The sequence below is a fragment of the Mesorhizobium sp. M0664 genome (assembly GCF_040320565.1).
In the GTDB taxonomy this organism is placed as follows: Bacteria; Pseudomonadota; Alphaproteobacteria; order Rhizobiales; family Rhizobiaceae; genus Mesorhizobium.
Genome location: NZ_JAMYPW010000017.1, coordinates 70,269 through 91,538, shown reverse-complemented (window position 1 = coordinate 91,538; position 21,270 = coordinate 70,269). Strand labels below are relative to the sequence as shown.

The 21,270-nt window shown below is 61.5% G+C and carries 21 protein-coding genes and 1 tRNA gene; 5 read left to right on the top strand and 17 right to left on the bottom strand.

The window, feature by feature from the left end:
- Positions 1 to 219: 219 nt before the first annotated feature.
- From era to rpoZ, 9 genes are all read right to left on the bottom strand, one after another.
- Positions 220 to 1,146 (bottom strand): GTPase Era, encoded by a 927-nt coding sequence (era, locus tag NKI39_RS17470; protein WP_352501817.1) that lies wholly within the window; start codon positions 1,144 to 1,146, stop codon positions 220 to 222.
- A complete protein-coding gene (gene rnc / locus NKI39_RS17465) occupies positions 1,143 to 1,868 on the bottom strand; it encodes a ribonuclease III (RefSeq protein ID WP_352833209.1) in 726 nt (241 codons plus the stop codon). Before rnc ends, era begins: the two co-directional genes overlap by 4 nt.
- Positions 1,869 to 1,872: 4 nt before the next feature.
- The gene (gene lepB, locus NKI39_RS17460; protein ID WP_352471047.1) at positions 1,873 to 2,622 is read right to left on the bottom strand and encodes a signal peptidase I; all 750 of its coding nucleotides are present in this window, start codon (positions 2,620 to 2,622) and stop codon (positions 1,873 to 1,875) included.
- Positions 2,623 to 2,699: 77 nt separating this feature from the next.
- Positions 2,700 to 3,113 carry a holo-ACP synthase gene (acpS, locus tag NKI39_RS17455; RefSeq protein ID WP_352467214.1) on the bottom strand — a complete coding sequence of 138 codons (414 nt, stop codon included), beginning with the start codon at positions 3,111 to 3,113 and terminating at the stop codon, positions 2,700 to 2,702.
- The gene (locus tag NKI39_RS17450) at positions 3,110 to 3,691 is read right to left on the bottom strand and encodes a DUF2062 domain-containing protein (protein ID WP_023677769.1); all 582 of its coding nucleotides are present in this window, start codon (positions 3,689 to 3,691) and stop codon (positions 3,110 to 3,112) included. Before NKI39_RS17450 ends, acpS begins: the two co-directional genes overlap by 4 nt.
- 230 nt (positions 3,692 to 3,921) lie before the next feature.
- Entirely contained in the window at positions 3,922 to 4,332 is a 411-nt protein-coding gene (locus NKI39_RS17445; RefSeq protein ID WP_352820945.1) for a VOC family protein, read from the bottom strand.
- 42 nt (positions 4,333 to 4,374) lie between these two features.
- Positions 4,375 to 4,953 (bottom strand): orotate phosphoribosyltransferase, encoded by a 579-nt coding sequence (gene pyrE, locus NKI39_RS17440; RefSeq protein WP_352471045.1) that lies wholly within the window; start codon positions 4,951 to 4,953, stop codon positions 4,375 to 4,377.
- Positions 4,954 to 5,075: 122 nt separating this feature from the next.
- Complete coding sequence (locus NKI39_RS17435) at positions 5,076 to 7,304, bottom strand: RelA/SpoT family protein (protein WP_352501814.1); 2,229 nt, start codon at positions 7,302 to 7,304, stop codon at positions 5,076 to 5,078.
- Between the two features lie 111 nt (positions 7,305 to 7,415).
- Positions 7,416 to 7,817: a DNA-directed RNA polymerase subunit omega gene (rpoZ, locus tag NKI39_RS17430; protein WP_023677773.1), complete on the bottom strand. Its 402-nt coding sequence runs from the start codon at positions 7,815 to 7,817 to the stop codon at positions 7,416 to 7,418.
- A gap of 278 nt (positions 7,818 to 8,095) precedes the next feature.
- Between rpoZ and NKI39_RS17425 the strand changes: the two genes are divergently transcribed.
- Both NKI39_RS17425 and NKI39_RS17420 read left to right on the top strand, forming a co-directional pair.
- Positions 8,096 to 8,677 (top strand): LabA-like NYN domain-containing protein, encoded by a 582-nt coding sequence (locus NKI39_RS17425; RefSeq protein ID WP_023677774.1) that lies wholly within the window; start codon positions 8,096 to 8,098, stop codon positions 8,675 to 8,677.
- A complete protein-coding gene (locus NKI39_RS17420) occupies positions 8,674 to 9,351 on the top strand; it encodes a uracil-DNA glycosylase (protein ID WP_245274739.1) in 678 nt (225 codons plus the stop codon). The genes NKI39_RS17425 and NKI39_RS17420 overlap by 4 nt, the downstream gene beginning before the upstream one ends.
- A 30-nt stretch (positions 9,352 to 9,381) precedes the next feature.
- Here NKI39_RS17420 and NKI39_RS17415 read toward each other — a convergent pair whose 3' ends face one another.
- The 4 genes from NKI39_RS17415 to dapA all read right to left on the bottom strand — a co-directional run bounded on the left by NKI39_RS17415 (position 9,382) and on the right by dapA (position 12,188).
- Complete coding sequence (locus NKI39_RS17415; protein ID WP_352471043.1) at positions 9,382 to 9,903, bottom strand: hypothetical protein; 522 nt, start codon at positions 9,901 to 9,903, stop codon at positions 9,382 to 9,384.
- Positions 9,904 to 9,966: 63 nt separating this feature from the next.
- On the bottom strand, positions 9,967 to 10,695 hold the full coding sequence (locus tag NKI39_RS17410; protein ID WP_352471042.1) for a GH25 family lysozyme: 729 nt from the start codon (positions 10,693 to 10,695) through the stop codon (positions 9,967 to 9,969).
- A gap of 106 nt (positions 10,696 to 10,801) precedes the next feature.
- Positions 10,802 to 11,281 carry an SsrA-binding protein SmpB gene (gene smpB, locus NKI39_RS17405; RefSeq protein ID WP_023768487.1) on the bottom strand — a complete coding sequence of 160 codons (480 nt, stop codon included), beginning with the start codon at positions 11,279 to 11,281 and terminating at the stop codon, positions 10,802 to 10,804.
- Between the two features lie 25 nt (positions 11,282 to 11,306).
- Positions 11,307 to 12,188: a 4-hydroxy-tetrahydrodipicolinate synthase gene (dapA, locus tag NKI39_RS17400; protein WP_352540767.1), complete on the bottom strand. Its 882-nt coding sequence runs from the start codon at positions 12,186 to 12,188 to the stop codon at positions 11,307 to 11,309.
- 327 nt (positions 12,189 to 12,515) lie between these two features.
- On the opposite strand from dapA, the gene NKI39_RS17395 reads away from it, so the two are divergent.
- Positions 12,516 to 14,555: a lytic transglycosylase domain-containing protein gene (locus tag NKI39_RS17395; protein WP_352833250.1), complete on the top strand. Its 2,040-nt coding sequence runs from the start codon at positions 12,516 to 12,518 to the stop codon at positions 14,553 to 14,555.
- Positions 14,556 to 15,220: 665 nt separating this feature from the next.
- Positions 15,221 to 16,108 (top strand): alpha/beta fold hydrolase, encoded by an 888-nt coding sequence (locus NKI39_RS17390; RefSeq protein WP_352471040.1) that lies wholly within the window; start codon positions 15,221 to 15,223, stop codon positions 16,106 to 16,108.
- A 312-nt stretch (positions 16,109 to 16,420) separates the two neighbouring features.
- Here the strand turns inward: NKI39_RS17390 and NKI39_RS17385 are convergent, their stop codons facing one another.
- The 4 genes from NKI39_RS17385 to NKI39_RS17370 all read right to left on the bottom strand — a co-directional run bounded on the left by NKI39_RS17385 (position 16,421) and on the right by NKI39_RS17370 (position 19,448).
- Entirely contained in the window at positions 16,421 to 17,479 is a 1,059-nt protein-coding gene (locus tag NKI39_RS17385; protein ID WP_502898578.1) for a tyrosine-type recombinase/integrase, read from the bottom strand.
- 238 nt (positions 17,480 to 17,717) lie between these two features.
- On the bottom strand, positions 17,718 to 18,914 hold the full coding sequence (locus tag NKI39_RS17380) for a porin (RefSeq protein ID WP_352833207.1): 1,197 nt from the start codon (positions 18,912 to 18,914) through the stop codon (positions 17,718 to 17,720).
- 97 nt (positions 18,915 to 19,011) lie between these two features.
- Complete coding sequence (locus NKI39_RS17375; RefSeq protein WP_352833205.1) at positions 19,012 to 19,263, bottom strand: GIY-YIG nuclease family protein; 252 nt, start codon at positions 19,261 to 19,263, stop codon at positions 19,012 to 19,014.
- A 94-nt stretch (positions 19,264 to 19,357) separates the two neighbouring features.
- Positions 19,358 to 19,448, bottom strand: a tRNA-Ser gene (locus NKI39_RS17370).
- A gap of 449 nt (positions 19,449 to 19,897) precedes the next feature.
- Between NKI39_RS17370 and NKI39_RS17365 the strand changes: the two genes are divergently transcribed.
- Complete coding sequence (locus NKI39_RS17365) at positions 19,898 to 21,049, top strand: porin (protein WP_352616846.1); 1,152 nt, start codon at positions 19,898 to 19,900, stop codon at positions 21,047 to 21,049.
- Positions 21,050 to 21,270 lie beyond the last annotated feature (221 nt).

The window sequence follows — 21,270 nt, the reverse complement described above, 5'->3', positions numbered from 1 at the left end:
GATTTTGCATGAAATATCGCAAATTTTTCAGAACCCGCTCAGGATTTCCCGTCGCGCCGGTACCAATAAGGAACGGGTCGACCCGACATGGCCGGCGCATGGTCTCCCGGAATGATTCGGTCGGCTGTTCAATATGCAAGTCGACCGATCGGGCAGCCCGGCGACCGCTCAGAAACCTGAGGCGGCCAACAGGCCGCTCTGCGGATCGCCCAAACAGGCTCAGTGCGGAAATTCGAGCCCCATTTCGCGGTAGCGCTCGGGGTCGTCACCCCAGTTCTCACGCACCTTGACGAACAGGAAGAGGTGCACCTTCTGTTCGAGTACGCCAGCTATTTCCATGCGTGCCGCCTGGCCGATGGCGCGGATCGTCTCGCCCTTATGGCCGAGCACGATCTTCTTCTGGCTGTCGCGCTCGACATAGATGGTCTGGTCGATGCGCACCGAGCCGTCCTTCTTCTCTTCCCATTTCTCCGTCTCGACATGGGAGGAATAGGGCAGTTCCTGATGCAGCCTGAGATAGAGCTTTTCGCGGGTGATCTCGGCGGCGAGCTGGCGCATCGGCAGGTCGGAGATCTGGTCTTCCGGGTAGTACCAGGGTCCGGCCGGCAGGGTCTCGGCGAGATAGTCGAGCAGGTCCTTGCAGCCGGATCCGGTCAGCGCCGAAACCATGAAGGTGCGCTTGAACGGCACCCTTTCGTTGGCTGCAGCCGACAATGCCAGCAGCGTCTCGTGCTTGACCCGATCGACTTTGTTGAGGATCAACACCATCGGCTGCCGAACATCCTTCAGCCGCTCGAGGATGGCGTCGGCATCGCCCCGGATGCCGCGCTCGGCGTCGATCAAGAGCAGCACGATATCGGCGTCCTTGGCGCCGCCCCACGCGGTCGTCACCATCGCCGTGTCCAGCCGGCGCTTCGGCTTGAATATGCCCGGCGTGTCGACGAAGACGATCTGCGCGTTGTTGTGGGTGGCAATGCCGCGCACGATCGCACGGGTGGTCTGCACCTTGTGCGTCACAATTGACACCTTGGCGCCGACCAATTGGTTGACCAGCGTCGATTTCCCCGCATTGGGCGCGCCGATCAGCGCGACGAAGCCGGAGCGGGTAGCGGGAGCTTCTGTTGCCGGAGCTTCGGTGGCGGTCATGCGGCACTCCCTTGATCGAGCCAGACGCCTTCCCGCTGCAGAAGTGCCGCGGCTGCAGCCTGCTCCGCCTCGCGCTTGGAGCGCCCGCTGCCGGTCGCCGGCGGATAGGCGCCGACCTTGACACTGACGGTGAACAGCGGATCGTGGTCCGGTCCCTCGCGGCTGTCGATTATGTAAACCGGCACTGCGCCTGCCGCCTGATGCGCCCATTCCTGCAGTTCGGTTTTCGCATCGCGACGGGCGGCGTCAATGGCTTGCGAGCGCGGCTGCCAGTATCTGTGGATGAAGGCACGGGCCGCTTCCAACCCTCCGTCGAGATAGAGCACGGCGATCAGCGATTCCAATGCATCGGCGCGCAGATTGACGCGCTTGCGCCCGTCGAGGCCGCGTACGTCCGAACCGGCGCGAACAAGTTCCGGCAGGCCGATCTCCTCGGCAATTTCCGCCAGGGCTTCAGCGTTGACCAGAGCGTTCAATCTCAGCGACAGCTCACCCTCGGCGGCGTCGGGAAATGCCGCCAGCAGCATATCGGCAACGACAAGGCCGAGAACGCGGTCGCCCAGGAATTCGAAACGTTCGTAGTCGATGCCGGCGTGACTGCCGCGAGCGCTGGCATGGGTCAGCGCCCGCTGCAGGCGCTGATGGTCGCCAAAACTGTGGCCGGTGCGCTCCCTGAGCGCCTCGGCGAGCCCATCGGCGGTCAGCCGTTTCGTCGCCGCCATGGCCCTAATTGACGAAATGGAACAGGCGCGAGGCGCGCATCAGTGACGGCCATTTCCAGATTTCGAGCGGGCTGGCGCTGCCGCCGATCGAGAAGAAAATGAGGTTGGCGCGGCCAACCAAATTCTCGTCCGGCACGAAGCCGACGGTGAAGCGGCTGTCCGACGAGTTGTCGCGATTGTCGCCCATCATGAAATAGTGACCGGGCGGCACCTTGAACTCTTTGGTATTGTCGCCGATCGAAGCCTGCGTCAGGTCGAGCGTGTCGTAGCTGACGCCGTTCGGCAGCGTCTCGCGATAGACATCGACCGGCCCGTTCTCCTCGGTGATGTCGCGGTTGTCGATCTGCCCGACCTTGACGCGCGGCACGCCCACGTCATTGATGAAGAGCTGGCCATCCTTGACCTGGATCTTGTCGCCCGGCAGGCCGACGACGCGCTTGATATAATCGACAGAAGGATCCGGCGGAAACTTGAACACCACCACGTCGCCGCGCTTCGGCTCTGAGCCCCAGATGCGGCCCGAAAAGATGTTCGGCCCGAACGGCAGTGAATAGCGGGAGAAGCCGTAGGACCACTTGGTGACGAAGAGATAGTCGCCTTCGAGCAAAGTCGGCCGCATCGACCCGGACGGGATCGAGAACGGCTGGAACAGGAGCGTGCGGATGACCAGCGCAAGCAGCAGGGCCTGGACTATGACGCTGACGGTTTCGCCAAGTCCGCCGGATTTCTTCTGGGTTTTTTCAGCCACGCTCATGTCGTCCTCGATTGTGCGTTGGATGGTATAGAGTCTCGGCGCGCGCTGGGCAACGTCATGCCGGTGGTCAGATGCAATCAATGTGGCGCTTCTTCGACCGGCAACGCTTCAATGATCACAAAGGCTTGAGCGAGCGGAAAATCATCGGTGATGGTGAGGTGGATCACCGCGCGGTGCCCTTCAGGCAGAATTTCGTCCAGCCGCGCTGCCGCCCCATTGGTCAGCGCCATGGTCGGCTTGCCGCTGGCCAGGTTGACGACCCCCATGTCGCGCCAGAACACACCCTGCGCCATACCGGTGCCCAATGCCTTGGCGCAAGCTTCCTTGGCAGCGAAACGCTTGGCGTAGGAGGCCGCACGCGCCGCGCGGTTTTCGGACCGCGCCTGTTCGATCTCGGTGTAGATGCGCTGGATGAAGCGTTGGCCATGGCGTTCCAGCGACTTCTCGATGCGTCTGATGTCGATGAGGTCGCTGCCAATACCGATAATCATTCGGCAGGAACTTCCGGCCCGGTTTTTCCAGCCTTTGCCGCTCTTTCGGCCAGCCGCTTGCGGCGCTGCTCGTGGAAAGTGACCATGCCCCAGCGGGTGATGCCGTAAAACAGCAGGCCGAAAACCAGGCCGAGCGGTATTGCGCCGATCGTCATCGGCTTCAGCACCGGTCCCCACAATTGCGCAAAGGAAAGATTATGCAGCATGTCGCCGAGATGCGCGGGCGGGCCATGCGCCGGCAGGTGTTCATGCAGGATCAGCTTGCCGACCTCCCAGGAGGCGGCCCATAGCAGTGGAAAGGTCAGGGGGTTGCCGAAGACCGTGCCGAGTGCTGCCGCGACCAGATTGCCGGCGATCAGCCAGCACAGGATGGCAGCAATGATGAAGTGAAAGCCAAGCGGGAAAAACGACGCGAATACGCCCGCCGCAACACCGGCGGCCACGGCATGCGGCGTGGCCCTAAGCCGCAGGATGCGTTTGGAGAAATACCGCAGCGAGCGCGAGAACGAGCGGCGCGGCCACAAATAAGTACGCACCCGCTCGAAAAAACCATCAGGCTTGCGCCGTCGAAAAAGCACTCTGTTCCTGTTCCTAGTTCCGTCGATGGCTTCACGCCGGCCTTTCCAGCCAGGCGCGACAGCCTATGCTGCGCTCTGCGGTCGCCGAAAAGCAACTACGACTTTGATATAGCGATGCGCTGGCCGAAGAACAACGAGGCCGAGGGCATCCGCTCGGTGGCCGGTCGCGCCAGCCTTAGGTATCGCCGTTCTGAACAGGGCATGATCGCGGCGAATTTAAGGAGCGTCACTTAGGATCGATATTCGCTGACCTCGACGAGGTTGCCGTCCGGATCGCGGAAATAGACCGACATCATCGCGCCCCGAGCGCCGACACGCTCGACCGGGCCGATCTCTATCACCACACCATTGGCGGCGAGGTTGGCACATATCTCGGCGAGCGGCCGGGCAGCAATCAAGCAGAAATCTCCGGAGCCCGGCGTCGGCGCCTTGGCCTTCGGCTCGAAGGTACGCCCGACCTGATGCACATTGATCTTCTGCATTCCAAACAGCAGCGCCGTTGGTCGATCCGGCTCGTCGAGGCGCTCGAAGCCAAGCACGCGCTGATAGAAGGCGCAGGTATCGTCCACCGAACGAACTGTCAGCACGAAATGATCGATGCCAGCAACCACGGCAGCGTCTCTTGACTTGTTTTTGTGCATGTCGTTGTCCCAAAACCGCCGCACACTTTTGGGCGACATGCATTAGATATTGCGGCTGCCCGGCTTGATCGCCGGTATGGCGGCGAGCTCGGGCGGCAGCCTGTCGGCCGGATAGGCCGGAACTTCATATTCGGCGAGCGCGATCAGCGGCACGCCGACATCGGTCTTGCCGGCCGAGCGGTCGATGATGCACGCAGCGGCAACGACATCGGCGCCAAGTGCGCGCAGACAGTCGATGGTCTCGCGGATCGACAGGCCGGTGGTGACGATGTCCTCGACAATGACGACGCGCGATCCCTTGGCGATCTCGAAGCGGCGCAGCCTGAATTCACCCCCTTCCCGCTCGACCCAGATCGCCGGCGCACCAAGATGGCGCGAGGTCTCATAGGCCGGGATCAGCCCGCCGATCGCCGGGCCGACGACGTAGTCGATCCTGCCGGGCACGTCAGTGCGGATCTTTTCGGCGAGCGCCTTGCACAAGCGCTCGGTCTTGTCGGCATGCATGAAAACACGCGCTTTCTGCAGAAAGACCGGGCTGCGCAGGCCCGACGTCAGGATGAAATGCCCTTCGAGCACGGCGCCGGCCTCGCGAAAAATACCCAGCACTTCATCGGTGTTCATCGTTCACTCCATGTCCATGGTGAATGGTGAATGGTGGTAGGGTAGTAGGGTAGTGAGCACCCTCTTTCACTATTCACTATTCACTATTCACTATTCACTATTCACTATTCACTATTCACTATTCACCCATTCACGCGCCTTGCGTCACTGACGCTCGAATTGTCCTTTAGCTGCGACAGCAGCCGGTTCAAGTGCTTGAGGTCCCACACTTCGAGATCGATCAGCATTTCGGTGAAATCGGGCGCGGTGCGCACCATCGACAAAGTATGGATGTTGGCGTCGTTGGATGCGACGACCTGTGCAATATCGGCCAGCGAACCCGGCGCGTTGATGGCGGTGACCGAGACGCGCGCCGGGAACCGCTCCTTGGTGCGCTCGTCAATGTCCCAGCGCACGTCGATCCAGCGCTCGGGCTGGTCGTCAAAGGCCTGCAGCGCCGGCGACTGGATCGGATAGATGGTGATACCGGTTCCCGGCTGCACGATGCCGACGATGCGATCGCCTGGCACTGCCCCCTCCGGCGCGAAGCGCACCGGCAGATCGCCGCGCACACCGCGGATCGGCACTGCGTCGTCGCGCGGCTGGTTCTTGTCCTTGCGTGCGGCGCGGCCCGGAATCTGGAACAGCATGCCGGCGGCGTTGCGGATCTTCGACCAGCCCTCCTCGCGCTGCTTGGGCGCGACCAGCGTGACACGCTCGTCCTTGTAGTCGGGAAACACCGCCTTCATGACATCGGTGGAGGCAACTTCGCCTCGGCCGACCGCGGCCAGCACATCCTCGATGTCCTTGCGCGCCAGCCGGTGCAGCACCGGCTTCAGGCTTTCCTTGGTGAAGGTCTTGCCGGACCGTTCGAAGGCGCGCTCCAGAATGCGGATACCGAGACCTGAATATTGCTTGCGAATGGCGTTCTTGGTGGCGCGGCGGATGGCCGAGCGTGCCTTGCCGGTAACGACCACCGATTCCCACGCCGCCGGCGGGACCTGCGCCTTCGAGCGGATGATCTCGACCTCGTCGCCGTTCTTCAGCTCCGTCATCAGCGGCATGATGCGGCCATTGACCTTGGCACCGACGCAAGTGTCGCCGACGTCGGTGTGGACGGCATAGGCAAAGTCGATCGGCGTGGCGCCGCGCGGCAGCGCGATCAGCATGCCCTTCGGCGTGAAGCAGAATACCTGGTCCTGAAACAGTTCCAGCTTGGTGTTTTCGAGGAAGTCCTCGGGATTGTCGCCTTCGGCAAGCTGCTCGATGGTGCGCCGCAGCCAGGCATAGGCATTGGTTTCCTTCGAGATCGCATGGGCGGCACCATTCATCTTGCCACCGGTATCCTTATAGATCGAATGAGCAGCGACGCCGTATTCGGCGATCTTGTTCATTTGATAGGTGCGGATCTGCAATTCGACGCGCTGGCGCGACGGGCCGACGATGGTGGTGTGGATCGAGCGGTAGTCGTTCTGCTTCGGCGTGGAGATGTAGTCCTTGAAGCGGCCGGGCACCATCGACCAGGTGGTGTGGATGGCGCCGAGCGCCCGGTAGCAGTCCTCGACGGTATCGACGACGACGCGAAAGCCGAAGATGTCGGACAGCTGCTCGAAGGACAACGCCTTGGCTTCCATCTTGCGGAACACCGACCACGGCTTCTTCTGCCGGCTCTTGACCTCGGCCTTGATCGAATATTTGTCGAACAGCGCGGAGAGCGCCTTCTCGATCTCCGACAGCACGCCCTTGTTGCGCTCGAAGATTTCGGCCAGCCGTGCGGTGACGGCGCGGTAGGCTTCCGGATTGATGAAGCGGAAGGCAATCTCTTCCAGCTCCTCGCGCATGCCTTGCATGCCCATGCGGCCGGCCAGCGGCGCATAGATGTCCATCGTCTCTTCGGCGATACGCAGGCGCTTGGCTTCCGGCACATGGTCGAGCGTGCGCATATTGTGCAGGCGGTCGGCGAGCTTGACCAGAAGCACGCGCACGTCTTCCGAGATCGCCAGCAACAGCTTGCGCAGGTTCTCCGCCTGCTCGGCCTTCTTCGAGACGAGGTCGAGCTTCTTCAGCTTGGTCAGGCCCTCGACCAGCTTGCCCATTTCCGGGCCGAACAATTCGTCGATCTCGGCCCTGGTCGCCGTGGTGTCCTCGATCGTGTCGTGCAGCAAGGCAACGGCGATCGTCGCCTCGTCCATGTGCATTTCGGTGAGGATGGCGGCGACTTCGAGCGGATGCGAGAAATATGGGTCGCCGGAGGCGCGTTTCTGGTGGCCATGCTTCTGCATGGCGTAAACATAGGCCTTGTTGAGCAGCGCCTCGTTGACGTCAGGCTTGTAGCGCTGCACGCGCTCGACAAGCTCATACTGACGCATCATGGGCGGGATCTCGCAATGCTGAAATGAATCATGCGCCGCACTGGCGTACGGCGCATGTCATAGATAGCCACGAAACTGCCGACGCGAAAGTGTCGGCAGTTGTCGCTAAGATCAATAATCGTCGCTTTTTTCCGGCGGCACCAGGCCTTCGATGCCGGCCAACAGGTCTTCTTCGGTCATGCGATCGAAGGTGACGTTGTCCTCGGCGTCGTCGGCATCGGTGGCCGCAACGGCGCTGCCGGTCTGGTCGGCAATCGCCTCGCCATCGGCTTCCGGCTCGTCGACCTCGACATGCTTCTGCAGCGAATGGATGAGATCTTCCTTGAGGTCGTCCGGCGACAGCGTCTCTTCGGCGATTTCGCGGAGCGCAACGACCGGATTCTTGTCGTTGTCGCGCGGTACGGTGATCTGCGCGCCCTGGCTGATCTGACGGGCGCGGTGGCCGGCCAGGAGCACCAGCTCGAAGCGGTTGTCGACCTTGTCGATGCAATCTTCAACGGTTACGCGGGCCATGAGTTGCCCCTTTCATGCCTGGATTTGATGGAAAACAGGCGCGGTCCATAACCCGAACGCCGCCAAAATACAAGCTTTTATGGCGGTGCGCAGCTCTGACGCGGGCCGCCTGCGGCGACACAGCGCCGATCACAATTGCTTGCGGTGCGGCATGGTGCCTTGGATTGCCGTAAAACTGGCGTTATCTCGAACGATGAAGGCCAACAGGTCTATTATCAGACCGGCCGATAGTCGCCACGCATTTAGACGACCGCTTATTTCGAAAAAGGACATTTTCCATGTTCGATCCTCGTGAAAAAATCGCTCTCTTTATCGACGGTGCCAATCTCTACGCCACCTCGCGCGCGCTGGGCTTTGACATCGATTACCGCAAACTTCTGGCGAGCTTCCAGAAACGCGGCTATCTGCTGCGCGCTTATTACTACACCGCGCTGGTCGAGGATCAGGAATACTCCTCGATACGGCCGCTGATCGACTGGCTCGACTATAACGGCTTCAAGGTGGTGACCAAACCGGCCAAGGAATTCACCGACTCGACCGGCCGGCGCAAGATTAAGGGCAATATGGATATCGAGCTGACCGTCGATGCGCTCGAGCTTGCCGATGTCGTCGACCATTATGTCATCTTTTCGGGCGACGGCGATTTCCGCACGCTGGTCGAGGCGCTGCAGCGGCGCGGGCGCAAGGTGTCGATCGTCTCGACCATGGCTTCGCAGCCGCCGATGATCTCCGACGATCTGCGCCGCCAGGCCGACCATTTCATCGACTTGATGACGCTCAAGAATGAAGTCGGCCGCGACCCGTCGGAGCGGCCGGTGCGCCGGCCCGAACCGGCCGAAGTCGACGAGGAAGACTATTGACGGTCGTTGCCTTGACCGCTCCCCTGGTCGTCTCCCCCGAACCCGATCGCGATTGCCCGCTCTGCCCGCGGTTGCACGACTTCATCGCCGAGTGGCGGCGGCGCGAGCCGTCCTGGTTCAACGCGCCGGTGCCGACCTTTTTGCCGCCGGAAGGCGAGGACGCAGTGCGTCTGCTGATCGTCGGGCTGGCGCCTGGACTGCGCGGGGCGAACCGGACGGGGCGCCCCTTCACCGGCGATTTTGCCGGCGACCTGCTCTACAACACGCTGATCGCGCACGGCTTTGCGCGCGGCGAATTCAAAGCGCGACCGGATGACGGGCTGGAGCTTGTCGGTACGGCGATTACCAATGCGGTGCGCTGCGTGCCGCCGGACAACAAGCCGGTTGGCGCCGAGATAGCGACCTGCCGGACGTTCCTGGTGCCGACGATCGCGCGATTTCCAAATCTGCGCGCTGTGCTGGCGCTTGGCTCGATCGCGCACCAGTCGACCGTGCGGGCGCTCGGCCAACGCGTTGCCGCCTATCCGTTCCGGCATGGTGGGCAGCAGCAGGCCAATGGCATCACGCTGTTTTCCAGCTATCATTGCTCGCGCTACAACACCAATACCGGCGTGTTGACGGAAGCGATGTTCGTCAACGTCTTCAGTCAGATAGAAGCTTTTCTGAAGACATAGAGTCGGACGACGCCCGCCAGGGCACGAGCCCTAGATTCGGGCGATCGCGAACAACCAGGCCAGGAGATCCAGCAACCACAGAAACAGTGCAAGCTGCAGCGCGACGCGCAGGCGTTGGATGATCCGCCAATTGCTGGCCATGTCGGATTTGATGCGCAGCGCAAGCGCTCGGTGCATCCCGTCCAGGGTTGCGGGAGGGTGCTGATCGACGAAGTCCTGGAGCAGCTTCTCTGGATCGAAACGGAACGTATAGTTATAATACGGCCACACCATAATCGCGACCAGCAGCCCGATAAGAAAAAGCAATATCAGCGCCAGCCAGTCCCAAGGCCCCACGCCATCCAGGAGCGCCCTGCCTCCGAGGAGAGAACTCGCGAACGCGGTTGCGAAGATCAGATTGCCGGCGCGCGTATTGAGACTTTCAACCACGCCCTGCTGGTGCTGGAGGCCACGCACCGCCTCCGCATAGACAAATGCCAGGCGGGGGTCGCCGCCGTCCGTCGCAGCAGGCGGGGCGTTGCTGTCATTGGTTGATGAAGGGCGCTCCGGCATCAAATGTACTTAGCACGGCGCCGCCTGCGATATGAGAGGGTGTTTTGGTGGACGGGAATAGCATCAATCCGACGCTGTCGTTTCAGGCGCTGCGGCAAACAATGCGGCCAGCGTCGCAGGTCCGCCCTGGAGAACATTCAGGTCGACGTCGCCGCTGATGCCGTCGACGCGGCCCCGGTTGTGATACTGCCAGTAGATCCAGTTGTCATGGCCCGGCCGCAGCGCCAGTGAACGCAGCCAGCGCGGGCGGCTGGCTAGCTGCCCGGCATAGGCTTGCGCCACCTCGTCGGTCACATAGAGGATCGCCGTCTTGCCGAACGCCGCCTCGACCGGGCCGAGGAAGGCGGAGAGTTCGGCGCTCAGCTGTTCGGGAGTTGGCCGCTGCGGGCAATTGCCGCCGAACTCGATGTCTACCACCGGCGGCAGCAAAGGCTGATTGTGCGGCACCACCGAGATGAAGTTGCGTGCCTGATCCGCACCCGATCTGCAGAAGGTGAAGAAATGATAGGCACCGACGGCAAGACCGGCGGCGCGGGCCGCGCGCAAATTGGCGGCGAAGGCATCGTCGACATGATCGCCGCCTTCCGTCGCCTTGATCACGGCGAAGGCGACATCGTCGGCGGCAACACGCCGCCAGTCGATCTGCCGCTGATGATGGGAGACGTCGATGCCCCTGACCGGATATTTGCGGCGGTCCGGAGAAAACGTCTGGAAGTAGGTATAGCCGCCGGCCAGAACGAGGCCCGCCACGAGCAGACCGGCCGCGCCCCATAAGACGATCCGGTTTTTCAAACGAGACCTATCCCTTTTGGTCCGCCCCGCCCGCCGCTAAGGCTCCGGGCGTTCGTCGCTCGAAAAGCCAAATCGCTGGCTTTTCCTCCGCTTCGCGGACCGCTCCTCACCCTCGCTCCTTCAGCAGCCGGCCCTTCTCGCGCGACCAGTCGCGCTGCTTTTCGGTCTCGCGCTTGTCGTGCAGCTTCTTGCCGCGGCCAACGGCGAGCAGCAGCTTGGCACGGCCTTGGTCGTTGAAGTAGATCTTCAGCGGCACCAGCGTCATGCCTTCGCGGTCGACGCTTTGCGCCAGCTTTGCCATCTCGCGCTTGTTGAGCAGCAGTTTGCGGCGGCGGCGCGGCTCATGGTTGAAGCGGTTGGCCTGCAGATACTCCGGCAAATAAGAGTTGATCAGCCAGATCTCGCCGCCCTCGACCGAGGCGTAGCTGTCCTGGATATTGGCCTGGCCCTGGCGCAGCGATTTCACTTCCGTACCGGTCAGCACCAGGCCGGCCTCGATCGTGTCGAGCACCTCATAGGAAAACCGCGCCTTGCGGTTTTCCGCAACGGTCTTGTTGTTGGGATCGGCTTTTCTGACTTGATTCATGATGCGGAGAGGTGGCGCCTCATCCCTAGTTTATCAAGCCGGCGTGCTTCATCGCCGCGTCGATCTTCTCGGCGGTCGACGGCTCGACCGTCATTAGCGGCGAGCGCAGCACGTTCTCGACCTTGCCCAGCTTCGACAGCGCATATTTCGCGCCGGAAACGCCGGGCTCCATGAAAATCGCCTTGTGCAGCGGCAACAGACGGTCCTGCAGGTCGAGCGCCTTGGCGCTGTCGCCGGAAAGCGTTGCCTCCTGGAATTCAGCGCAAAGCCTGGGTGCGACATTTGCCGTCACAGAAATACAGCCGACGCCGCCATGCGCGTTGAAGCCGAGCGCCGAGGCGTCTTCGCCGGAGAGCTGGATGAAATCCTTGCCACAGGTGGCGCGCTGCTCCGAAACCCGCTCGACCTTGCCGGTGGCATCCTTGACGCCGACGATGTTCTTGAAGTCATGCACCAACTGGCCCATCGTCTCGGGGCTCATGTCGACCACCGAGCGCGGCGGAATGTTGTAGATGATGATCGGCAGACTGGTTGCCTTGGCGACGGCGGCGAAATGCGCATAGAGGCCGCGCTGTGTCGGTCTGTTGTAATAGGGCGTGACGACAAGGGCCGCGTCGGCACCCGCCTTCTCGGCATACTGGACCAGGCCGACCGCCTCTTCGGTGTTGTTGGAGCCGGCGCCGGCGACGACCGGAACCCGGCCCTTGGCGACCTCGATGCAAACCTTGACGACTTGGCGGTGCTCGTCATGCGACAGCGTCGGCGACTCGCCGGTGGTGCCGACCGGGACCACGCCCGTCGTGCCTTCGGCGATCTGCCAGGTGATGAACGCGCGAAAGGCTTTCTCGTCGAAACGGCCGCTCTTTTCGAACGGTGTGACGAGCGCGGTCAGCGAGCCTCTTAGCATGTCGTCCAACTCCTTGGGACTAGCGCATGACCCCGAAAATCGCAGTCGATTTCGGAAAGGGTTATGCGCCAAATTTAAATTGCTACAACGTCCTTTGCGCGTCTGAGAAGACCCGCGGCGCTGTAGGTGTTTGTCGTGCGCGCCTTCTAGCCGAAAGCGAAGCGGCGCACCATAGTCTCGACATTGTTGCGCGGCAAGCATTGCGCCAGCAATTGCAATTCGAACGACCTCGATAAGGTTTTCTTTACGGGCCCTTCATCACAGACGAATAGGCTGCAGTTCATCTGTGCCAGTGGTAGCATCGAAGAATTGGAAATGACCAAATCCATGCCGACCAGGCGGCCTCATCTTTTCGCGCTTCTCGGCGCGATCGTTGTGCTGGTCCCCGGCGCGGCGATCGGCGGCAGCGTCGATGGGCAGGTCACGTCGGCGATCCCGATGACGGAGCCGCAGAACGATGCACTGCAGCAGTCCCCTTCGCCATCCGCCAGCGTCGCGGCGCTGAAGAGCGGTCTCGATGCGCTTGCGGCAAACGACATTCAGCGCGCGCGCCAGGTGCGCGAAGCGCTGCCGGCCAAATCGCTCGATCGGCACATCCTTGCCTGGGCGATTGCGCTCTATGGCGGCGACCAGGTGCCGAGCGGCGACATCGCCGATGCCGCGAAGATGCTGCCGAACTGGCCGGGCACGATCGCCTTGCGCAAGAACAGCGAGCGCGCGCTCTATCGCGAGAACCCCGCGCCACAGGTCGTGGTGCGGGCGTTCGACGGCAGCCAGCCGCTGACCTTCGAGGGCGTGGTGATCCTTGCGCGCTCCTATGTAGCGCTAGGCAATACCAAGGCGGCGCGCTCGGTGCTGTCGCCATTCTGGCGCACCGAAAAGCTCGAAGCCGGGGACGAGGCGGCGGTCATCCGCGAGTTCGGCGCGCTGATCCCGGCCGCCGACCATCGCTTCCGCATGGAGCGCATGTTTTATGCCGACCGGGTCGCTTCGGCGCTACGCGTCGCCGGTCTCGCCGGCGCCCAGCAATTGGCCGACGCCTGGGCGGCGGTCAGCAAGGGCGACAAGAACGCGGCCAAGCTGCTGAAGGCGGTGCCGGCAGCGCAGCGGGCGGTCGGCTATCTCTTTGCCGAAGCCGAATATCTGCGCAAGCAACAGAAATTTTCCGACGCAGCCGCGCTGGTGATGAAGGCGCCGGGCGATCGTGACGCTCTGGTCGATGCGGACGCCTGGTGGGTCGAACGCCGGGTGCTGTCGCGCGAGCTGGTCGACCAGGGCGACATGAAGACCGCCTACAGAATAGTCGCCGCGCATGCCGCCGAAAGTCCCGCCAATGCCGCCGAGGCGGAATTCCATGCAGGCTGGTACGCGTTGCGCGGCCTCAACGACCCGAGCACCGCCGCCAAGCATTTTGCGCAAATCGCGGAGCTCGCCCAAGGGCCGATGTCGCTGTCGCGCGCCTATTACTGGCTCGGCCGTGCCGCCGAAGTCGGCGGGCCCGGCAATGCCAAGGATTTTTTCAGCCGTGCCGCTAGCTACGGCACGACCTTTTACGGCCAGCTCGCCGGCGAGCGTGTCGGCCGGCAGACCCTCAATATCGTCTACCCCCAGCCAAGTGCCGCCGACCGCCGGAATTTTACCACCCGCGAGGCGGCCAGCGCCATCGAGCGGCTGCAGCAGGCAGGCTATGACCGCTATGCCGAAACCCTCTACCGCGACCTTGCCGGGCAGCTGAACAGCCCCGGCGAACTGGCGCTGCTTGCGGTGTTGGCGGAAAGACAAGGCAACCATTTCATGGCGCTGAAGGTCGGCAAGATCGCCGGCGCCCGCGGCATCGACGTAGGCGCGCTGTCGCATCCGCTCGGCGTCATTCCCGACACCGCCAACGTCTCCGGCTCGGGCAAGGCGCTGGCCTATGCGATTGCCCGGCAGGAAAGCGAGTTCAACATCGGCGCCGTCTCCAGCGCCGGCGCGCGCGGACTGCTGCAGCTGATGCCAGGCACGGCCAAGCAATTGGCGAAGAAGGCCGGCATGACTTTCTCGCAGGCGCGGCTGACCACCGATGCCGGCTACAATGCAACGCTGGGCGCCGCCTTTCTGGGCGAGCAGCTCGGCCGTTTCGACGGCTCCTACGTGCTGACCTTCGCCGGCTACAATGCCGGCCCCGCCCGCGCCGCCCAGTGGGTGGCGAAATACGGCGACCCGCGCGGCGAGGACGTCGATGCAGTCGTCGACTGGATCGAGCGGATTCCCTATACGGAAACAAGAAGTTACGTTCAGCGCGTGATGGAGAATTACGAGGTCTACAAGATGCGTATCTCCGGCAAATATGACATTGTCGGGGACTTGGTGAACGGCCGGGGGTGACGACCGGGCTTCAAACCGAGTCAGGCTACGAAGAAACGCGAATTTGTCGGCCACGGCGTATTTTGTTCTTGCTTTGTGCCGGCAGCTATGCTACTAATTTCGGCATGGTGCTAATTGGCTCCAACGACCCGCCCACCGAGGCGGTTTTTTTGTTTCTGGCTATGAAGGTTCCGGACGTGGAGTTGGCGGGACAGCGGCCCGCTCTGTCCTGCCCTCCTTGCCAATCACCAGACATCCCCCCAAGCGCAGGGCAATCGCATTTGGATTCTTACGAAGATGGACCCCCACCCTAACCCTCCCCACAAGGGGGAGGGAATGCTGCCGCATGCCCTTACTTCCCCTTTTGGCGCCGAAAGGCAGGCAATTTGCCGAGGTCAGTGCCAACGGAAGTCTCCCTCCCCCTTGTGGGGAGGGGTTAGGGGTGGGGGTCCGTCGTAGAGCGAAAGCCTCGACTTTCCATCTGCAATAGCCCTGCCCCCAAGTGGGAGATCGGCAGCTTCGGGGACAGTGCCTTTCTGCATCCTACGAAACCTGGCGAAAGCGACGATGGCAGCCAATCTTCCCGTTGAGGGACCTCCAACGCCGGCGCCTTCCCTATTTTGACCTTACCTGCCCCTCGCCTGTAGCAGTCGAAGCGATCCGGCGGTGAGAGGAACGGAGTCTACATGCCAATCGAGCAGGGTTTTTCCGATTTCTTCTACGCCGCGCCGGACGGGCTGTCCCTGCACGCCCGCATCTACGGCGAAGCGAATCCCGGCGGTTGGCCAGTCGTTTGTCTGACTGGCCTGACCCGCAATTGCCGTGATTTTCACGATTTGGCGCTTTATCTATCGACGCAGGCGAGGCGTAGGGTTGTCGCCTTCGATTATCGCGGGCGCGGGCAGTCCGCCTACGATGCCGATATCGGCCATTACAATGTCGGTATCGAAGCGGGCGATATTCTCGCCGGGCTGGCGGCGCTGAGCATCGAGGAGGCTGCCTTCATTGGGACGTCGCGCGGCGGACTGATCATCCATGTGCTCGGGGCGATGCGGCCGGCCGTGCTGAAGGCCATCGTCCTCAACGACATCGGCCCGGTGATCGAGGCGCAAGGTCTCGCCCATATCCGCTCCTATCTCGACCCCGCGCCCAGGCCAACGGCGTACGCGGAGGTGGTCCGCGGCCTGCGCGGCACCCATGGCGCGGATTTTTCGACGCTGACCGATGCGGATTGGGAGCGGATGGCATCAGCCCTCTACCGCGAGACCGAGGAGGGATTTCTGCCCGATTTCGATCCGAAACTGGTCGAGACGCTGGCGGGGCTCGATCCCAGCCGGCCGCTGCCAGATCTTTGGCCACAGTTCGACGCGCTGGCGGCCATCCCGATGCTCGTCATACGCGGCGCCAACTCGAAGCTGCTGTCCGCCGAAACGCTCGAGCAGATGCGGACGCGCCATACCGATATCGAGACGATCACTGCCGACGGCCAGGGGCATGCACCGTTTTTGGAGTCCGGGATCCTGCCGGGCAGGATCGCTGGTTTTTTCGATCGGGCGGAGCAGCGGGGTGGTTAGAAGTAAAGCTCGACCGAGCGAAGTAATTCACGCGCAGGTTTTGCGTCGGTCAAAGCATTCCGGCGGCCGTTGATAGTTCCGTTGGAATTAGCGGTGAAATAATTTTATCGATGTCGGCGCTGCCCCTCATCCGCCGGCCGGCACCTTCTCCCCGTATAGTGACGGGGAGAAGGGAGGTGTCTGCAACGCTGGGGATTAGCGAAATCTTTCGCAAGGGCGCCTTTCTCCCCGTCGCTATACGGGGAGAAATGCCCGGCAGGGCAATGAGGGGCAGCGCAACCCTGAGCGGGCTGATGTCTCACGTCAGATCCGTCAGGATTTGGCGCTTCTCTTTGCGGGCTTTGGGGCCTTGCTTGCGGCCGGCTCGCTTTTTGGCTCTCGCCTTGCCGGAGGTGGAGCAGACAAAGCGCTTGCGCCGCCACTGTCCGCGCCACTGCACCGCGGCGTCTCCAGCACAGTGACGCAGCCATCGAGGTCGTTGGTGGCCAGATGGGCGTAGCGCATGGTCATCGACAGCGTCTGGTGACCGAGCCACATCTGCACGCGCCTGATGTCGATGCCGCCCTGGACGAGACGCGAGGCGCAAGTATGGCGCAATATATGCGGCACGACCTGATCGTCGGCGCCAAGCCCGACTTCGGCCTTAGCATCGTTCCAGATGGCGCGAAACTGCGCCTGGCTGAGCTTGGTGAACGGGCCTTTGGGCCGGCGGCCCTCGGTGGCCGGCAGCTTGATCACCTCTTTTACCCGCTCGGTCATCGGAATGGTGCGGCTGCGGCCGGATTTGGTGATCCAGAAACTGACGCGGTGCTCCTGGATATCGTTCCAGATCAAACCCAGCGCTTCGCCGAGGCGGCAACCGGTGTCGACGAGAAAGACGGAAAGCCGATAAGCGTCCTCGCTGCGGCTCTTGATGGCAGCGAACAGCCGGGCCTCCTCGTCCCTTTCGAGGAAACGAATCCGTCCCGCCCGCTCCTTCTGGCGGCGGAACTCGGGCAGGCTGTGGATATCTCCCATCTTGTGAGCCTTGCGCAGCAGTTTGCTGAGGGCAGCCATCTTCCGGTTGATGGTTGCGTTGCTGTTGCCGCGCTGGCGCAAGGTGCCGATAAGATTGTCGAGGGTGCTTTGGTCAAAGGCGCTGAAACGCTCCCCAAGGAGGATCTCGTCTATTTCGCCGATGAAGGAGCTGACATTGTATTTATGCCGCCCGTCATCCCAAAGTATATCCCGGTATGCTGAAAAAAGTTCTCCGATCCTATGCGACTTTACTTCTCGTATCTTGTTGTAACTGTATTTTATCTTTGCAGTTTGAGAAGAAAACATCGAAAAATGATCAGAGGTTCCTCCCTCTTGAATCGCATCGTTCGTCATTATTCGCCACACCCCCGAGTGGATAGGCCTAGACCTACCTGCTTGGCGGTGCCCTTTCAAGAGTTTTAAGCGCTGCGACCGATCTCATCCACCACTGGCGGATCCCAACGACATCGTTCCACAACCCTGTTCAGCTACCGAACCCCCTTTTCCTTCTGTTTGCTACCAGTCGCGAAAACACAAACAGCCCGGGCGTTAAAGCGCCCGGGCTGGATTTCACTTGCCTTAAGTCCAGCCCTTAGAACGAGCGCTGGAAGCGGAGGAAGCCGCCAACGGCGTTTTTCTTGTCCGCCGGGATGCCGGTCCAGTTGTATTCATAGCCAGGCAGCGAGTCGCTATCGATGTGGTGGCTGTTATGAGCCCAGTCCACTTCGGCCGTGATCGTCATGCCGGGAACGATATCGTAGGCGATATTGGCCGCGACGCCAGCTTCCTTGGCTTCGTCATACGACGCCTGCAGGTTGAACGAGGTCTTCTCGTTGATGGTGTAGGTGCCACCACCCCAGACTGCCCAGTTACCGCCCCACTGCTTGTAGAAGTTGCGCGGGAGATTGTCGTCAGAGCCGTAGCCGGCCATCAGGAACAGCGACAGGTTCTGCATCGGCGTCACGTCGAGGCGAACCTTGCCGGCCCATTCTTCCAGGCTGCTGTCATAGGCAACAACACCGCTGATGGAACCCCAGCCCTGCGTGTACTTCACGCCGCCAACGACATACGGAACATAGCTGTCGACCGAGTCGTGACCGAGAGTGATGGCAGTATTGGCGCTGTTAAGGATAAAGCCTTCACCGGTTTCCAACGACGCCACGGCCGAGAAGCCGTTGCCGGCATCGAAGTAGTACTGGACGACATTGGTGTCGAAGCCGCCGTAGGGAACGATCGTATCCTGGATGACGTTGCCGGCGTAGCCGGTGAACGTGTTGAAGGCTGTTTCGTCCTTACCGACGCGAAGACCACCGAGCTGGATCCAGGCGAAATTCAGCGAAACGCCTCTGCTACCAAACCTGGAAAAGTGCTCGTCGAACCCAGGCACGTCTTGATAACCGGTTCCCCAGTTGAAGCGGGTCTCGGTGTAGGTCTTCAAGGTGCCCATCTCGGTTTCCTGGCCGGTGTAGGTCCTCAACGTGAAGCGAGCCTGCTTGTAATAGCCGTCGTTGACGTTGTCTTCACCATCCAAGGCATCCGACAGGTCCTGGTACCTGGCGCCGTCGAACGAGCCAGCCTGGCCCACGGAGATGTCATAGCGGACATAGCCGCCGATGCGCAGGCAGATTTCGGTGCCGGGGATGTAGTAGTAGCCAGCGCCGTAGACGTCGCAGATCTTGACGTATTCAGCGGGTTCCGGCTCGGCGACGACGACGGCGTCGGCGGCGCGCGCACCGGAAACTGCGATCAGTGCCGCAGCGGAGCCGAGAAGAAGGCTCTTGATGTTCATTTTCTGACCTCCAGTCAGAATCGGGACGGAGGTCGGCGAAAAGCAGCTCGTTGGGTTTGTTTTTATTTATATTTCAAATGGATAGGTCCTAAGGCCGTCAGCGAGGCCCTGTCGGCCAAAAACGTTTACTCGCAAAGGCCTTGCCCGAACCGGTCTTGAAATATCGCTCGAGTTGCCGTGCGTTGGCCTCGGTTTCAACCCCGATGTAGGCCTTCAAAGTTACAGGCAGATAGGCCTTGGTCGAAGTCACATAGCCTGATCGATGCGATTCGAAACGGCGCCGAAGGTCGTTGGTCGACCCGACGTAGACATCGCCGTTACGAAGTTGCAGGAAATAGACGTACCACATGGTCCCCCTACGCTACTTCGTAGCTTCGGGCGACACCCTACGCCCAAAATGCGGGTCCGGGTGGCCTGCCACCCGAAGCCCGCAGGGCGTGGGGTGGCGGAGAGGATGGGATTCGAACCCACGAGAAGCTTTTGACCTCTACTCCCTTAGCAGGGGAGCGCCTTCGACCACTCGGCCACCTCTCCGTTGCGCCGGTGGATAAAGAAAAGCGCCGGCACAATCAACAAGCTGACGCTATTATCCTTGAAAAATCGACCCTTCGCCAAAGCGCCGCGCGGCGATGTGGCGATTCTACGGCAATTCCCTGGTTCGCGACTCGGGCCATGGTCACATTTCGGGCCGACCATCGCCGGAATCCGCGGTTTGCAACGGCTTGCGAAGGGCCGTTGGTTAACGGGAGCTTTCGGAGTGAGGCCAAATCGTGTCATTTGTGCAACAACGCCGGGGTATAGCGCCAACACAAACCTTTTGCCGGTACGATCGTGGTTGAACGCCGCCGTCTCATGGGTAATGTCGGGTTTGAAGGAGCGGCGCGGTGCGCATCTTTTTCGGTAGTGGGGATGGGGCAGGGAACGCTGTCCTTCAGCAAAGAATACCCAGACCCGTTTTTTAACTTTTGACTGGAGGTCAGAAAATGAATATCAAGAGCCTTCTTCTCGGCTCAGCCGCGGCATTCGTCGCGGTCTCCGGTGCGCGCGCCGCCGACGCTGTTGTGGTCGCCGAGCCGGAACCCGCCGAATACGTCAAGATTTGCGACGTCTACGGCGCCGGCTACTTCTACATCCCCGGCACCGAGACCTGCCTGCGCATCGGCGGCTACGTCCGCTATGACATCGGCATCGGTGACGTCGGCTCATTTGACGGTGCAAAGACTACCGATCAGCAGGACGGCGACTCGCAGGATACCTACTACAAGCACGCCCGCTTCACGCTCAAGACCTGGACCGGCCAGGAAACCGAGCTCGGCACCTTGAAGACCTACACCGAGACACGCTTCAACTGGGGTAACCACAACGATTACCTTGATGACAACTTCAATGGCGGTACGAGCGTTTCGCTGAACTTTGCCTGGGTCCAGCTTGGCGGTCTCCGCGTCGGTAAGGACGAATCGGCGTTCGATACCTTCATCGGCTACGCCGGCAACGTCATCCAGGATACGCTGGTCCCCTACGGCGGCTTCGACACCAACGTCGTCCAGTATTACTTCGATGCCGGAAACGGCTTCTCGGCCGTGGCTTCGTTGGAAACCGGTTCGGGCAGTGCCGCCGCTGATCCTGGCATTTTCCAAGACAGCAACAGCGGCAATGATTCCATCGACAGCTATGTCCCGTATGTTGTCGGCGGTATCAAATACACGCAGGGCTGGGGCTCGATCACCGGTGTCGCCGCCTATGACAGCACCTGGGAAGAGTGGGCCGGTAAGGTTCGCGTCGACGTTACGCCGATACAGAACCTGACACTGTTCATCATGGCCGGCTACGGCTCTGACGACAACATCGACCGCAACTTCTACAAGCAGTGGGGCGGCAACTGGGCAGTCTGGGGTGGTGGCACCTACACCATCAACGAGAAGACCTCGTTCAATCTCCAGGCCTCGGCTGACGATGACAAAAACTACGGCGTCGCTGCGAACATTGCCTACGATATCGTTCCCGGTCTCACGATCACTGCCGAAGTCGATTGGGCCCGCGACGGTCAGTTTGACAAAGCCTACGATCGCAACTGGACCAATGCCGACGACAAGGACAGCGTCGGCGGCATGCTCCGCTTCCAGCGCTCATTCTAACAGTCCGAGCTAGATTGAGATTGAACCCGGCGGGCAACCGCCGGGTTCTTCGTATCGGCGCGACGCAGCTGTCAACTCTCGACGCATAATGCAGGCTGCTGCTGAGCAGCCGATCGCAGGGCTGGTCGAATGCAATGCTCGCTCCGCACGCTTGTTCGTGCAAAAGAAAAACTTGGGCCGATCTGAAGAGCTGGCCTACCGGATCAATGTATCTCGACAGC